The organism is Klebsiella sp. C283 (assembly GCF_048822555.1).
GTDB classification, from domain to species: domain Bacteria; phylum Pseudomonadota; class Gammaproteobacteria; order Enterobacterales; family Enterobacteriaceae; genus Klebsiella; species Klebsiella quasipneumoniae.
Genome location: NZ_JBMEZS010000006.1, coordinates 14631 through 28501 on the forward strand (window position 1 = coordinate 14631; position 13871 = coordinate 28501).

The 13871-nt window shown below is 60.8% G+C and carries 18 protein-coding genes; 11 read left to right on the forward strand and 7 right to left on the reverse strand.

The features are described 5' to 3' along the window. Nucleotides 1–101 precede the first annotated feature (101 nt). Nucleotides 102–224 (forward strand): hypothetical protein, encoded by a 123-nt coding sequence (locus tag ACOI7Z_RS12830; RefSeq protein ID WP_032454401.1) that lies wholly within the window; start codon nucleotides 102–104, stop codon nucleotides 222–224. Here ACOI7Z_RS12830 and ACOI7Z_RS12835 read toward each other — a convergent pair. Next, on the reverse strand, nucleotides 184–300 hold the full coding sequence (locus ACOI7Z_RS12835; protein ID WP_065882911.1) for a hypothetical protein: 117 nt from the start codon (nucleotides 298–300) through the stop codon (nucleotides 184–186). The genes ACOI7Z_RS12830 and ACOI7Z_RS12835 overlap by 41 nt on opposite strands. On the opposite strand from ACOI7Z_RS12835, the gene ACOI7Z_RS12840 reads away from it, so the two are divergent. Next, nucleotides 275–691 (forward strand): GNAT family N-acetyltransferase, encoded by a 417-nt coding sequence (locus ACOI7Z_RS12840; protein WP_032454397.1) that lies wholly within the window; start codon nucleotides 275–277, stop codon nucleotides 689–691. The genes ACOI7Z_RS12835 and ACOI7Z_RS12840 overlap by 26 nt on opposite strands. A gap of 536 nt (nucleotides 692–1227) precedes the next feature. Here ACOI7Z_RS12840 and ACOI7Z_RS12845 read toward each other — a convergent pair. Next, nucleotides 1228–1875 carry a TetR/AcrR family transcriptional regulator gene (locus tag ACOI7Z_RS12845; protein ID WP_023291407.1) on the reverse strand — a complete coding sequence of 216 codons (648 nt, stop codon included), beginning with the start codon at nucleotides 1873–1875 and terminating at the stop codon, nucleotides 1228–1230. 80 nt (nucleotides 1876–1955) lie between these two features. On the opposite strand from ACOI7Z_RS12845, the gene ACOI7Z_RS12850 reads away from it, so the two are divergent. Beyond that, complete coding sequence (locus ACOI7Z_RS12850; protein WP_032454395.1) at nucleotides 1956–3449, forward strand: MDR family MFS transporter; 1494 nt, start codon at nucleotides 1956–1958, stop codon at nucleotides 3447–3449. On the opposite strand, the gene ACOI7Z_RS12855 is transcribed toward ACOI7Z_RS12850, so the two are convergent. Continuing rightward, nucleotides 3446–4360: a LysR substrate-binding domain-containing protein gene (locus ACOI7Z_RS12855; RefSeq protein WP_023291405.1), complete on the reverse strand. Its 915-nt coding sequence runs from the start codon at nucleotides 4358–4360 to the stop codon at nucleotides 3446–3448. The two genes, ACOI7Z_RS12850 and ACOI7Z_RS12855, sit on opposite strands and share 4 nt — an antisense overlap. Nucleotides 4361–4455: 95 nt before the next feature. Here ACOI7Z_RS12855 and ACOI7Z_RS12860 point away from each other — a divergent pair, with 95 nt between their 5' ends. Continuing rightward, nucleotides 4456–5088 carry a pyridoxamine 5'-phosphate oxidase family protein gene (locus ACOI7Z_RS12860; RefSeq protein WP_087848707.1) on the forward strand — a complete coding sequence of 211 codons (633 nt, stop codon included), beginning with the start codon at nucleotides 4456–4458 and terminating at the stop codon, nucleotides 5086–5088. Next, on the forward strand, nucleotides 5085–5555 hold the full coding sequence (locus ACOI7Z_RS12865; RefSeq protein ID WP_023291403.1) for a DUF1348 family protein: 471 nt from the start codon (nucleotides 5085–5087) through the stop codon (nucleotides 5553–5555). The genes ACOI7Z_RS12860 and ACOI7Z_RS12865 overlap by 4 nt, the downstream gene beginning before the upstream one ends. Nucleotides 5556–5575: 20 nt before the next feature. Here ACOI7Z_RS12865 and ACOI7Z_RS12870 read toward each other — a convergent pair whose 3' ends face one another. Then, nucleotides 5576–6112, reverse strand: a complete 537-nt coding sequence (locus ACOI7Z_RS12870) for a carboxymuconolactone decarboxylase family protein (protein WP_087848706.1) — start codon at nucleotides 6110–6112, stop codon at nucleotides 5576–5578. A 118-nt stretch (nucleotides 6113–6230) separates the two neighbouring features. Here ACOI7Z_RS12870 and ACOI7Z_RS12875 point away from each other — a divergent pair, with 118 nt between their 5' ends. From ACOI7Z_RS12875 to ACOI7Z_RS12885, 3 genes are all read left to right on the forward strand, one after another. Next, nucleotides 6231–7136: an AraC family transcriptional regulator gene (locus ACOI7Z_RS12875; protein ID WP_023291401.1), complete on the forward strand. Its 906-nt coding sequence runs from the start codon at nucleotides 6231–6233 to the stop codon at nucleotides 7134–7136. Nucleotides 7137–7263: 127 nt separating this feature from the next. Further along, nucleotides 7264–8073, forward strand: a complete 810-nt coding sequence (nlpA, locus tag ACOI7Z_RS12880; RefSeq protein ID WP_023291400.1) for a lipoprotein NlpA — start codon at nucleotides 7264–7266, stop codon at nucleotides 8071–8073. Between the two features lie 24 nt (nucleotides 8074–8097). Beyond that, entirely contained in the window at nucleotides 8098–8952 is an 855-nt protein-coding gene (locus ACOI7Z_RS12885) for a DMT family transporter (protein WP_023291399.1), read from the forward strand. Here ACOI7Z_RS12885 and ACOI7Z_RS12890 read toward each other — a convergent pair. Next, complete coding sequence (locus ACOI7Z_RS12890) at nucleotides 8942–9502, reverse strand: NUDIX hydrolase (protein ID WP_023291398.1); 561 nt, start codon at nucleotides 9500–9502, stop codon at nucleotides 8942–8944. The two genes, ACOI7Z_RS12885 and ACOI7Z_RS12890, sit on opposite strands and share 11 nt — an antisense overlap. A gap of 167 nt (nucleotides 9503–9669) precedes the next feature. Between ACOI7Z_RS12890 and ACOI7Z_RS12895 the strand changes: the two genes are divergently transcribed. Then, nucleotides 9670–10449 carry an MBL fold metallo-hydrolase gene (locus tag ACOI7Z_RS12895; protein ID WP_023291397.1) on the forward strand — a complete coding sequence of 260 codons (780 nt, stop codon included), beginning with the start codon at nucleotides 9670–9672 and terminating at the stop codon, nucleotides 10447–10449. A gap of 21 nt (nucleotides 10450–10470) precedes the next feature. Continuing rightward, complete coding sequence (locus tag ACOI7Z_RS12900; RefSeq protein ID WP_086075622.1) at nucleotides 10471–11424, forward strand: GlxA family transcriptional regulator; 954 nt, start codon at nucleotides 10471–10473, stop codon at nucleotides 11422–11424. On the opposite strand, the gene ACOI7Z_RS12905 is transcribed toward ACOI7Z_RS12900, so the two are convergent. Next, nucleotides 11421–12470: an NAD(P)-dependent alcohol dehydrogenase gene (locus ACOI7Z_RS12905; RefSeq protein ID WP_044525064.1), complete on the reverse strand. Its 1050-nt coding sequence runs from the start codon at nucleotides 12468–12470 to the stop codon at nucleotides 11421–11423. The two genes, ACOI7Z_RS12900 and ACOI7Z_RS12905, sit on opposite strands and share 4 nt — an antisense overlap. 362 nt (nucleotides 12471–12832) lie before the next feature. Between ACOI7Z_RS12905 and ACOI7Z_RS12910 the strand changes: the two genes are divergently transcribed. Beyond that, nucleotides 12833–13531, forward strand: a complete 699-nt coding sequence (locus ACOI7Z_RS12910; protein ID WP_023291394.1) for a winged helix-turn-helix transcriptional regulator — start codon at nucleotides 12833–12835, stop codon at nucleotides 13529–13531. A gap of 49 nt (nucleotides 13532–13580) precedes the next feature. Here the strand turns inward: ACOI7Z_RS12910 and ACOI7Z_RS12915 are convergent, their stop codons facing one another. Continuing rightward, nucleotides 13581–13871: a putative quinol monooxygenase gene (locus ACOI7Z_RS12915; protein WP_032454386.1), complete on the reverse strand. Its 291-nt coding sequence runs from the start codon at nucleotides 13869–13871 to the stop codon at nucleotides 13581–13583.

The window sequence follows — 13871 nt, forward strand, 5'->3', positions numbered from 1 at the left end:
ACAGATGTTCCTGAACGTGATTGTTATTGTGTCTCCGCTGAAGCCAACCTCTTCGGCCTTCAGGAGGTGAAAAGCGCATCTCCTCTGGTTTTGTGGTGAGAATGATCATTCTCATTTTTTCCCATTATACGATCCGCCGCGATAATGGAAAGGTTTTTTTGCTTACTTTTAGAACGCAAAAAATTAAGGCAAATAATCATGGAGAAAATAAGAATTTTTTGTGAAAGTGGAGAGGAAAAATAACCTTTCGGCACAGCGATACTGGAGATAGTTAATGGCGTTAATTATTACAAAAAGCATTAATCCCGACGACCAACAAGAATTGTTTGCCGGTCTGCGGCACTATAATCAGCAGTATCTCGATGCGGCGCAGTTTGGCGATCTGGGCGTTTACTCCCGCGATGCGCAAGGGGTGATGCAGGGCGGGTTGATTGCCAAACGCAAGGGCAACTGGCTGTGCATTGAGTATCTGTGGGTCAGCGAAGCGACGCGCGGACGCGGACTGGGGAGCGAGCTGATGCAGGAGGCGGAGCGGCAGGCGCAGGCGCAGGGCTGCAGCCATCTGCTGGTGGATACCTTTAGCTTCCAGGCGCTGCCGTTTTATCAGAAATTAGGCTATCAGCTGCAGATGTCGCTGCCCGACTTCCCGCATGCGGGAATGCAGCGTCACTATTTGTCGAAGGCGCTGTAACGGTCCTGATATCGCCGGGCGGTCAGGTACCGTACCTGTGATTGTGCCGGATGGCGGCATAAATGCCTTATCCGGCCTACACAGTTCTCCCGTAGTTTCGCCCCACCCAGGACCGGCAAGCGCAGCGCCGCCGGGCAGGATATCAGGCACGGCACCTGTATTCTTGCCGGGTGGCGGCTGCGCCTTACCCGGCCTACGGTTCGTGCTGTGCCCGCCATGATGCCGAGCGGCTACCCACTTGCGCGACTGAAACTGCCGGTGCTGGCCGGAGCCCGGGGGTACAGGGGACGGCGGCGACTGGCCGCCCCCTGTGCGCTCCCTGCGCCATGCCAGGCATAACGCAGAAGAAATATCGGGAGCGCAATCTGCCCGGACATAACACGGGAGTGCTGGCCCTGCTAAGCGCAGTGCGAGCAGGGAAATTTACGGTTGTGCCGTTATTTCTGTAGCCCTGCTAAGCGTAGCGCGAGCAGGGAAAATCCCGGATGGCGGCGCGTGGCGCCTTATCCGGGCTACAAAAGCGTCAAAACCACGCCTTAACCCCCGACGCCATGGCCCATTAACGCCAGCGCGTGGCTGACGATGGTCTGGCGGTCAACCGCCTGTAAACGCGGATCGCTGTGGATGCGCGAAAACGGCACCAGCACCAGGCTAATCACCGTGGTAAACAGCAGCTCCGGCGACAGCGCCGGGTTAATCTTGCCCTCCCGCTGCCAGCGGCGCACCGCCTCCAGCATCACCTGAAAACGCTCCTCGCCGAAGCGGGCGTCCATATGCTGACGCAGGATCGGCATCTCGCCGATGATCTCCTGCATCCACAGCGGCGCGAACCAGGCGTTTTTCTCCGCCATGTGCGCCAGCGTCTCGACCATCATCGTCAGCGCCAGCACCGGGTCCTGCGGATGGTCGACAAAGATGCGGCTGATGTGGTTGCGCAGCGGCATAAAGCGCTCTTCGATCAGCTGCGTCACCAGCGCATCCCGCGAACTGAAATAGTAATGCAGCATCGCCGGCGTCACCCCGGCCTCTTTGGCGATGGCGTTCAACGACACGCGGGCCGCGCCGTCGCGGGCAAACAGCGTCAGGGCGATGTCCATCAGCTGTTCGCGGTTGGCGGTACCCGGTTTTTTACCGCGCGGCCGCCCCGGGCGGCGGGGGGTATCCTGATCCTTTTGTGCTGTCATGATATGGCGATCTCTTGACCCGACTCATTCTTTCACTAAATATTAATTATGCATTTAATTAATATCAAGCGAGTGTTGTGATGACTTCTCAAGTCGCGAACCCACCGGTGCAGTCGATACGCCTGCTGTTTAGCGCCTTGCTGCTGGTGATGCTCCTCTCCGCGCTGGATCAGACCATTGTCTCCACCGCGCTGCCGACGATTGTCGGCGAACTGGGCGGGCTGGACAAGCTTTCCTGGGTGGTTACCGCCTATATCCTCAGCTCCACCATCGCGGTGCCGCTGTACGGTAAATTCGGCGATCTGTTCGGCCGCAAAATCGTGCTGCAGGTGGCGATTGGGCTGTTTCTTGTCGGCTCCGCCCTCTGCGGGCTGGCGCAGAACATGACCCAGCTGGTGCTGATGCGCGGCCTGCAGGGGCTCGGCGGCGGCGGCCTGATGGTCATCAGCATGGCGGCGGTGGCCGACGTCATCCCGCCCGCCAGCCGTGGCCGCTATCAGGGGCTGTTCGGCGGCGTTTTTGGCCTGGCGACGGTGATCGGCCCGCTGATCGGCGGCTTTTTGGTGCAGCATGCCTCCTGGCGCTGGATCTTCTACATCAACCTGCCGCTGGGCCTCTTCGCGCTGCTGGTGATCGGCGCGGTATTCCACAGCAGCAATAAACGCAGCCAACATGAGATTGACTGGCTGGGGGCGATTTACCTCAGCATGGCGCTGCTGTGCATCATCCTGTTTACCTCGGAAGGGGGCAGCGTTCATGCGTGGAATGACCCGCAGCTGTGGTGCATTCTGGCCTTCGGCATCGTGGGGGTCATCGGCTTTATCTACGAAGAGCGAATGGCCGCCGAGCCGATTATTCCGCTGTCGCTGTTCCGCAACCGCAGCTTCCTGCTGTGCAGTCTGATCGGCTTCGTCATCGGCATGTCGCTGTTTGGATCAGTCACCTTCCTGCCGCTCTATCTGCAGGTGGTGAAGGAGGCGACCCCCACCGAGGCCGGGCTGCAGCTGATCCCCCTGATGGGAGGCCTGCTGCTGACCTCGATTATCAGCGGGCGGATTATCAGCCGTACCGGTAAATATCGCCTGTTTCCGATCCTCGGTACCCTGCTTGGCGTGACCGGCATGGTGCTGCTGACCCGGATCACCATTCACTCACCGCTGTGGCAGCTGTACCTGTTTACCGGCGTGCTGGGGGCGGGTCTGGGGCTGGTGATGCAGGTGCTGGTCCTGGCGGTACAGAACGCGATGCCGGCGAAGCTTTACGGCGTCGCCACCTCCGGCGTGACCCTGTTCCGCTCGATCGGCGGCTCCATCGGCGTGGCGCTGTTTGGCGCGGTGTTCACGCACGTGCTGCAGAGCAACCTGCAAAAGCTGTTGCCGGAAGGCGCGGTACTGCCGCCGGGAATGAATCCGGTGGCGGTGCAGCACCTGCCCGCGGATATCCGCCTCGACTATCTCGACGCCTTCGGCGCGGCGATCCACGCGGCGTTCCTCATGGCGGCCTGCATTATGGCGGTGGCGTTTGTCCTCTCCTGGCTGTTAAAGGAGGCGCCGCTGAAGACCGCGACGCACTAAGCGGCCCCGGCAATGCGCAGCAGCGCCTGACGCAGCGCCGGCGCGGCAAAATCGATAAATTTTCGCAGCTTAAGCGGCGCCAGGTCCCGGGCGGTATACAGCAAATGGACCGGCGCCGGCTCCGGCTCGACGCGCTCCAGCAGCAGACGGAGCTCACCCTGTCGCAGGCCGTCCAGCGCCTGATAGTGCAGTAAGCGAGCTACGCCCACCCCCAGCCGCGCGGCATCGGCAGCGCTCTCCGGCGTGGTGACCGATAACGCCGGCGGCAGGTTAATCAACTGGTCCTCGCGCTCAGCGGCGCGAAAGCGCCAGCCGCGATAGGGCATCGGCGATTCAATGCGGATGATCGGCAGCGCCGCCAGATCGCGCGGCCGCTGCGGCTCGCCGTATTTCGCCAGCAGCGCCGGATGGGCGCAGGCCACAATGCGCATCCTGCCAAGGCGGGTGGCCACCATGCTGCTGTCCGCCAGGTCGCCTATCCGCACCGCCAGATCGATATGGTCGCCCACCAGGTCGGCGTTACGATCGCTGAGCAGCAAACGGACGTGAATCTGCGGGTAACGGGCGATGAATTCAGCGATCACCGGGAGAACGTGCTGGCGCCCAAACATTGTCGGCGCAGAGATCACCAGCTCGCCTTTCGGTTCCTGATACTCGCCCGTCGCCTGGCGTTCGGCGTTTTCCACCTCCTCAAGGATCCGCCGCGCGGCAGCGACATAATCGACCCCGGCGTCGGTGAGCGTCAGTTTGCGGGTGGTCCGCGCCAGCAGGCGCACCCCCAGCGCGTTCTCCAGCTCGCCGATATGGCGGCTGACGGTGGTCAACGGCATATTCAGCGCCCGCGCCGCTGCCGACATACTCCCCAGCTCGGTCACTTTCACCAGCAGCGCCATCGCGCTTAATCGATCCATTATTCTCCCGATTTTTGGAAAGATGATTGCCACGAAACCAGTATTATCATTTTTTACAGTACAGTCCATGATGGCGCCAGACAACAGGAGGCGCTATGGCAGCAACCTTTCTCGATATCGCCATCACCCCGGACGTGATGGATGTGCAGCATGAAATGGGCAGCGACCAGCTGTGGCAAACGCCGCATAGTCGCTGCCAGGCCGACCGCTTCGGCGACAGCGAAGCGGGGATGATCGCCACCCGCGACAGCTTTTATCTGGCGACGGTGTCGCAGAGCGGCTGGCCCTACATTCAGCATCGCGGCGGCCCGCCGGGGTTTCTGCATCTGCTGGACGATACCACCCTGGCGATGGCGGATTTCGGCGGCAACCGTCAGTACATTACCACCGGCAACCTGCGCGGCAGCGACCGGGCCTGCCTGTTTTTGATGGATTATCCGCGCCGTGCCAGGCTGAAAATCTACGCCACCGTCGAGGTCGTGGCGGCAGAGAACCACCCGCAGCTGCTGGCGCAGGTGGCGCCGGCCAACTATCGCGCCCGCATCGAGCGCCTGTTTCTTTTTCATCTGCAGGCGTTTGACTGGAACTGCCCGCAGCACATTACGCCGCGCTACAGCGCGCAGCAGGTGGCGGAGTACAGCCAGAACCTGCAGCAACGTATTCATGACCTGGAGCAGGAGAATCAGCGCCTGCAGCAGCAATTAGCCCGCAGAGGAGAGTCAGCATGACCGAACAACGTCCCCCGTTACCGCCGTTTACCCGCGACAGCGCTATCCAGAAGGTCCGCGCCGCGGAAGATGGCTGGAACAGCCGCGATGCCGAAAAGGTCGCTCTGGCCTACACCATGGACAGCGAATGGCGCAACCGCAGCGAGTTTGTCCACGGCAGGGGGCAAATTGTCGAATTCCTGCAGCGAAAATGGCGTAAGGAGCAGCAATATCGGCTGATTAAGGAGCTGTGGGCATGGCAGGAAAATCGCATCGCCGTGCGTTTCGCCTATGAGTGGTGCGACGACAGCGGCAACTGGTTTCGCTCGTACGGCAATGAAAACTGGGAGTTTGATCAGCACGGGCTGATGCAGACGCGCTACGCCTGCATCAACGACCTGCCGATCGCCGAAAGCGAGCGCCTGTTCCACTGGCCCCAGGGGCGTCGTCCGGACGATCATCCGGGGCTCAGCGACCTGGGGCTGTAAAACCGGCGCTGCGCGACGGATTAATCGGCTTTCGGGAAGTCGACCACCGTGTCGTTAACCCGGTTCACCATATTGGTGAACAGGATCGCGCTGATGGCGCTGACAATCTCAATCACCTGCTGGTCGCTAAAACCGGCGTTGCGCAGCGCGGCGACGTCGGCTTCCGGCAGCGTGCCGGTGGTGGTCACCAGCGTCTGCGCAAATTTCACCAGCGCATCAAGCTGTGCCTCTTCCGCATACTCCCCGCGGCGCAGGGCGTGGATCTGTTCGCTGCTGAAGCCGGCTTTTTTCGCCATCAGCGTATGTGCGGCCAGGCAGTAGTCACAGCCGGTGGCTTCGCTGACCGACAGGTTAATGGCTTCCAGCTGTTGGGCGCTGAGGCTGCCTTTATGTAGCATCGCATTGTGCGCCAGCGCCTGCTGCAGCGCGGCCGGCGAGTGGCCGCCGATGGTCAGGTAGGCATTCGGCACTTTGCCCATCGCTTTTTTGATCCCGGCGAAAATATCGGCGGCTTTGCCGGTGGCGTCTTGTTCACGGATATCAGCTAAACGGCTCATGGTTAACTCCTGTTGTTTTCGAGGGTGTGTGTTGGCATTGGGGTCATCTTAGGCGGTTGCCGCATGCTAGACTGGCGGTCTTCGTCTCACCTTTTTGTCTTATCGTCTCAGGAGAAGCATGGACAGTCTCAGTCATCTGCTGGCGCTGCTGGCGCCGCGCTGCGAAGTGAACCTGCACTGTCGCTTCGGCGGCCGCTGGCAGGCCGGGCACCAGCAAATGCGCAGCGGCGTGGTGCCATGGCACGTGGTGCTGCGCGGCGAGGGGCGGCTTAACGTCGGCGGCCAGACCCATCACCTGCGCGCGGGAGATGTGGTCCTTCTGCCGCACGGTTCGCCGCACCTGATGGAGAGCCTGGTGGAGTGGGGCCAGGTGCTGCCGGTGGCGCATCGCTTTAACGGCACGGTGACGGAAATGCGCGCCGGCCCGGCGGAGGGGGCGCTGGAGATGCTGTGCGGCGAATTCTATTTTGGTCCGCACGTCAGCTGGCTGTTCACTGAGGCGTCGACGCTGATCCATCTCCATACCGATGCGCGCGAAGACTGCCCGGAGCTGCAGCCATTGCTTAACATACTGGTCCGCGAAAGTCTGGCGCAGCGTCCCGGCGGCAGCGCTATCGTGCGCAGCCTCGGCGATACGCTGCTGGTGCTGCTGCTGCGCATGCTGCTTGGCGAGCAGCAGCCGCCAGGCGGGCTGCTGCGTCTGATGAGCGATGAGCGCCTGATGCCGGCGGTGCTGGCGGTGATGGCGACCCCGGAGCAGCCGTGGACGCTGGAAACCATGGCCGCCCGCGCCTTTCTGTCGCGGGCCACCTTTGCCCGCCATTTTGCCCGCGTTTATCACCTGACGCCGCAGGCGTGGCTGTCGCAGCTGCGAATGGCGCTGGCCGCCCGGCTGCTGCGCCTGGAGCGTCAGACCAACCTCGAGGTCATTGCCGAACGCTGCGGCTTTCAGTCGCTGGCGTCCTTCTCGAAGCGCTTCAAAATGCGCTATGGCGTGACGCCGGGCGAGTGGCGACGGGGCTAGCGCTTCGCGCCTGACGAAGATGATTTTATTTCCGGTTGCGTGGTTTGCTGTTTATTACCCCACCCGAAAGTCGCTATAGTTTTGCACGAAAAAAACAACGACAGTCAGGACGGACAGGGTGAAGAGGATGAGATTACGTTTACGTGCCGCCGCCGCGGTAATGCTGGCGGGTCTGGCGCTGGTCGGCTGCGACCAAAAGGGTAATGAAGCGAAGCACATTAAGGTCGGCGTGATTAACGGCGCTGAACAGGATGTGGCGGAAGTGGCGAAGAAAGTGGCCAAAGAGAAGTATGGTCTGGAGGTTGAGCTGGTGGGGTTCAGCGGCTCGCTGTTGCCTAACGAATCGACCAACGCCGGGGATCTGGACGCCAACGTCTTCCAGCATCGGCCTTTCCTTGAGCAGGACAACAAAGCGCATAACTACCATCTGGTGGCGGTAGGCAATACCTTCGTCTTCCCGATGGCCGGCTATTCGCGCAAGATAAAGTCAGTCGCCGAACTGAAAGACGGCGCGACGATCGCTATCCCCAACGATCCGACCAACCTCGGGCGGGCGCTGCTGCTGCTGCAAAAAGAGAAGCTGATTACCCTCAAAGCCGGTACCGGCCTGCTGCCGACGGCGGTGGATATCACCGACAACCCGCATCATCTGAAAATTATGGAGCTGGAAGGGGCGCAACTGCCGCGCGTACTCGACGATCCTAAAGTCGACGTGGCCATCATCAGCACCACCTACCTGCAGCAAACCGGGCTGTCGCCGGTTCGCGATGGCATCTTTATCGAAGATAAAAACTCGCCCTACGTGAACATCATCGTGACCCGTGAAGACAATAAAGACGCGGAAAACGTGAAGGAGTTTATGCAGTCGTACCAGTCGCCGGAGGTGGCGAAGGCGGCAGAGACTATCTTCAACGGCGGCGCGGTGCCGGGCTGGTAAGCCAACTTACAGGGAGAGGCGCGTATGGTACGCCAACGGCAGGCCGATCTGCTGCTGATTGCCGCGACGGTGATTGCCGCCTGCGGCTGGATTTTTTCCCGCGAGGCGATCGCCGGCATGCCGGTATTCGCGTTCCTTGGGCTGCGCTTTTTCTTCGCCGCGCTGCTGCTGCTGCCGTTTTGCCGCGGGTTTCGCCCGCAAAAGCAGCACTGGCCAAAGCTCATCATCAGCGGGCTATGGTTTGCGCTCAACCTCTGCCTGTGGATCTACTCGGTCTCCACGACGGCGTCGCTCGGCGAAGGGGCGTTTATCATGAGCCTGTCGATGATGTTCGTCCCGCTGACCGCGTGGGTGATGATGAAGGTGCGTCCGCCGCGGGCCTGGTGGGAGTGCCTGCCGATCGCGGTGGTGGGCCTGGGCCTGCTCAGCCTGCACATGCCGATAGTCTTCCATCCCAGCCAGGGCTGGTTTTTGCTGACGGCGCTGGTGCAGTCCATCTGGTTCTGTTACACCAGCCGCTGCGCGCGTGAAGTACCGCTGATCCCCCTGACCACCGTCCAGCTGGCGATCACGGGTATCGTCGGGTTGACCCTCTCCGCTGCCGTTGAACGCTGGGACCAGCCGATGACCCTGCCGACCTTCGGCTGGCTGGTGGCCAGCATTGTCATCGCCACCAGCCTGCGCTTCGGTCTGCAGATGAAGGGGCAGAAGTACGCGGCGGTGGCCAGCGCGGCGATCATTATGGTGCTCGAACCGCTGCTGACGGTCATTGCCGCCGCGCTGTGGTATGGCGAACAGCTGCCGCTGCAGAAGATTATCGGCGGCGTACTGATCCTGGTTGCCCAGCTGTGGTTCCGCTGGCGGATGCTTAAGCCGTAGCCTGCCCGGTGCGCGGTTGCGCCATCAATTGCAGCAGCGGCACCAGCGACAGCCCGTCCGGCATTTCGCCGCGGGCGATCAGCTGGTTTATCTCCTCAAAGGTAAACCAGCCGGTTTCCATCACTTCATCCTGATCCGCATCCATCCCCACCCAGCGTAAACCGGTGGCCAGCCAGGTGATAAACAGCTGGTCGCTGCTGCCGTAGGAGGGGTTGAAGCGCATGATCTCCTCGACGCGTTGCGCCTGCCAGCCGGTCTCTTCCCGCAGCTCGCGCAGCGCGGCCGCCGCCGGATCTTCCCCTTCGTCAACGCCGCCTGACGGAATGGCCCACACCACCTTGTCGATCAGGTAGCGGTAGTGGCGAATCAGCAGCACTTTGTCATCCTGGATAGCCACAATCCCCACCGCCGGGCGCGGATAGTGAATGGCGTAAAAGTCGCGGCGCTCGCCGGGGGCGATATCAATACCCACCTTGCGCATGCTGAACCACGGCGTCTCGGCGATGACCTGCGGGTCGTGCATATCGGCGGCGGTCAGTTTTTTCTTCATCCTGCCACTCCTGTCAAAAATGGAGCCTTCAGAACAACATAGCCGGAGGCGGATAGCAATCGCCGCAGGTTGGCCCGATTTCATCGATCCTTGCCCAAATGCCCCTATTGCGCCAGGCTGGTACTCAGTACGATGTTCGTCAAATCACCCCCCTGAGGAACGCCAACATGAACATCACCCATATCCGTAACGCGACCCAGATTATTGAATACGCCGGGAAAAAGTTTCTGATCGATCCGATGCTGGCGGACAAGGGCGCCTGGCCGGGTTTTCCTGGCACCGCGCGCAGCGAGCTGCGCAACCCGCTGGTGGCGCTGCCTTTTTCCCGCGATAAAATCATCGACGTTGACGCGGTGATCGTCACCCATACCCATGACGATCACTGGGACGAGGCGGCGATCGCCGCGATCCCGAAAACCCTGCCGGTGTTCGTCCAGCACGAAGCCGACGGCGCGTTGCTGCGCAGCCAGGGTTTCCAGGATATCCGCCTGCTGACGGCAGACAGCGAATTTGCCGGCGTGCGCCTGCTGAAAACCACCTCCGGCCAGCACGGCAGCGATCGCACCTACGCGGTGCCGGCGATGGCCGAACGCCTGGGCGAGGCCTGCGGCGTGCTGTTTCGCCATCCGCAGGAGAAGACGCTGTGGCTGGTGGGGGATACCATCTGGCGTGATGAAATTGCAGCCGACCTGCTGAAGCTGCGCCCGGACGTGGTGGTCCTCAACGCCGGCTACGCCCACGTCATCGGCTTTGGCCCGATTATCATGGGCAAAGAGGATCTCCTGAACGTACACTTCACCCTGCCGGAAGCGAAAATCATGGCGATTCACCTGGAAGCGGTCAACCACTGCCTGGTGAGCCGGGAAGAGATGCGCCAGTATGCGCTGGATAATCAGATAGCCGAGGTAGTGTGTATCCCGCAGGATGGGGAAACCGTGGTTTATTAACGTGCGCAAGGGGAAGGAACGATGAAACTCACCGACGTGGCGATTGTTGCCGTAGAGGGCTTTAGCCCGTTTCATTACGCCGTTCCCTGCATGCTGTTTGGCGATTCTGTCTCTGAAAGCAAACGCTTTAACCTGCACATTTGCGCCGAGCGGCCGGGGCTACTGCGCGCCCGCGACGGCTTTGCGCTGTACGCCAGCGGCGATTTCGCCGTGCTGGAACAGGCGGATATCGTGGTGGTGCCTTACTGGGGCGAGGTTGACCGGCGCCCGCCGCAGGCGCTGCTTGATAGCCTGGTGCGGGCCCGGAATAACGGCGCGGAAATCGTCGGTCTGTGCCTCGGCGCGTTCGTCCTGGGCTACGCCGGGCTGCTGGACGGGAAACGCGCGGCGACCCACTGGGAGTTTGAGCAGGATTTTCAGCGTCGGTTTCCGCAGGTGCGGCTGGATATCAACGCCCTGTATGTCGACGACCAGCGGATCATTACTTCGGCGGGCACCGCGGCGGCGCTGGACTGTTGCCTCTACATCATCCGCCAGCGTTTCGGCAGCCTCGCGGCCAACCAGATCGCCCGGCGGCTGATTGTTTCACCTCACCGCGAGGGCGGCCAGGCGCAGTTCATCGCCCAGCCGGTGCCGAAAAACACCCGCGATGCGCGAATCAACTGCCTGCTGGATTATCTGCAGCAGCATATTGCCGAGCCGCATAATCTCGATTCGCTGGCCCGGGTGGTGGCGATGAGCCGCCGCAGCCTGACCCGCCACTTCGCCCGGGCGACCGGGATGAGCATTACCGACTGGCTGACCGCCGAACGCCTGCGCCGCAGCCAGAGCCTGCTTGAGGCGGGCGATCTGCCGGTTGAGCAGGTGGCGGAGGCGGTGGGTTATCTCTCTGCCGTCACCTGGCGTCAGCAGTTTAAAGCGCGCTTTGGCGTCAGTCCGACCGAATGGCGGCGTACCTTTCGCCGCGGCGCTTAGCCGGCGAGGGTCGCGCTGTCGATCACGAAGCGGTATTTCACGTCACCCTTGACCATTCTTTCCCAGGCTTCGTTGATCTCATCGCCGCGGATCAGTTCGATATCGGCGACGATGCCGTGTTCAGCGCAGAAGTCGAGCATCTCCTGAGTTTCCGCGATCCCGCCAATCATCGACCCGGCAATCGACCGGCGGCGGATGATCAGATTGAACACTTCCGGCGACGGATGCGGCGTGGCCGGAGCGCCCACCAGCGTCATGGTGCCATCGCGCTTCAGCAGCGTGGTGAAGGCATCGAGATTATGCGGCGCCGCCACGGTGTTGAGGATGAAATCGAAGCTTTTGACGTGGGCCGCCATTTCGTCTTCGTTACGCGACACCACCACCTCATCGGCGCCCAGCGCTCTGGCCGCATTACGCTTGGATTCGGAGGTGGTAAAGGCCACCACGTGAGCCCCCATGGCGTGGGCCAACTTGATTCCCATATGCCCAAGGCCGCCGATGCCGACCACGCCGACTTTTTTACCCGGCCCGGCGTGCCAGTGGCGCAGCGGCGAGTACGTCGTGATCCCGGCGCACAGCAGCGGCGCGACGGCGGCCAGCTGCGCTTCGGGATGGGTTATCCGCAGCACGTAGTGTTCTTTAACCACGATCTGCTGTGAATAGCCGCCCAGGGTGTGGCCCGGCGCGTCCTGGGTCGGTCCGTTGTAGGTCAGCACCATATGGTCGCAGTAGTTCTCCAGCCCCTCAGCGCACTCCTCGCACTGTTGACAGCTATCGACCATGCAGCCGACGCCCACCAGATCGCCGACGGCGTAGCGCGAGACAGCGTCGCCGACCGCGGTGACCCGGCCCACAATTTCATGCCCCGGCACGCAGGGATAGAGCGTTCCCGCCCATTCCGATCGCGCCTGGTGGAGATCGGAGTGGCAGACGCCGCAGTAGGCGATGGCGATCTGCACATCCTGCGGCCCCGGTTCACGGCGGGTGATGGCCATTGATTCCAGCGGCTGGCTGGCGGAGTAGGTACCTATAGCGTTGATCAGCATAGCGAAACCTCTTGATCGAATAGAGCGGGAGATGGATGCGGGTGGTCAGTGGCATCGATAAGGGTAGCCTGGACTGAGAGAGATGCGAGGGGGAAAGCGGCATCAGGCACGGCGTAAGCGAGCGAGTCGCCGGAGTCGCAATTTATAAGACAGGTTTATCATTTAAGCGGCTAAGCCGTATAAATATTTACGAAAATTATTGTTTTTTAGTGATGGAAAATCGAGGTAAACCGCTTATGCCGATAATAATGCTTACACTCTTTTTATTATGGAAACGACTTGGTTTTTATTCATGATTGCGCGTGTTGATACTATTACCGCTGAAAATCATGCCCTTCAACCTGACTTAATGACACAACACGATGTCGAAACCTGACGCCAACGGCCAGAATTCCCGCTCATTACCCTCTTTTTTTTATGGACGACGGACAAAACCGTTACCTGCGGTGGAATCCATATTATCCGCGTTCCGGCCTGTCAGCACCCCTTTTGAACTGGCGCAGTCAAACTATTACCATTTTCCCTTGGCCCAAAGCGAATCCGGCTTCATTCTCCTCGAAGAAGGCGTGGCTTCAGTTTGCTTTGCGGAAAATCAACTGGTGATATCGACGATCCTCGCCCCGGCAATATTGGGATTAATTGATAATTATGGCGTGTTTAACGGGCTCCCGGATAAACGCCACTGTTCTCTGTTTGCTGAGACGGATTTAAGCGGGCGCTGGATAGCGCATCAGGCCGCGGTCAATATCCTGAATGAGAAAAACCTGTGGCAGGAGATGGCCCATATCCTGACGCAGCGGTTGATGGTGTTGAGCATGCGCGAGCAGGAGCTGCTGGGGGTGGACTCTTACCAGATGGTGCGCATCCTGTTAATGGAGCTGGCGGTCTATTCGGAGACGTATCGTAGACAGATCAATGTATTAAGGTTTATCCAGCGGCGTACCAACCTGTCGCGTAGCCGCATTATGTCGATTCTGTCGGAGCTGCGCAAAGGCGGTTATATTATTATCCACCGCGGGGTGTTGATGACTATCGCCCAACCGCTTCCCGCCAATTTTTGAGCCTGGCAGGCGAAGGGCGTGATTTGTCGCCCCCCACCTGCTGGTCCGCTTAGGGCTCAATCGCCGTCAGGTAGTCCAGCCGCAGCGGCTCAGCCAGCAGACGCTCCATCTGCATAACAAACGCCTGAAAATAGGGCATCTCTACATGCGCATCAAGGGCGTCCTGCCCACGCCACGCTTCGCGCATGTAGAAAGTGTCCGGCGCGTCGCGCAGCTGGAACAGCGCGTAGTCGAGATTACCCGGCTCCTGTCTTGTCGGCAGGAGCAGCTTCTGCAGGGCCTGGCGCAGCGCGTCCGTTTGGCCTGGTTTCGCCTTGAGCACGGCGAGCAGGGTTATCAT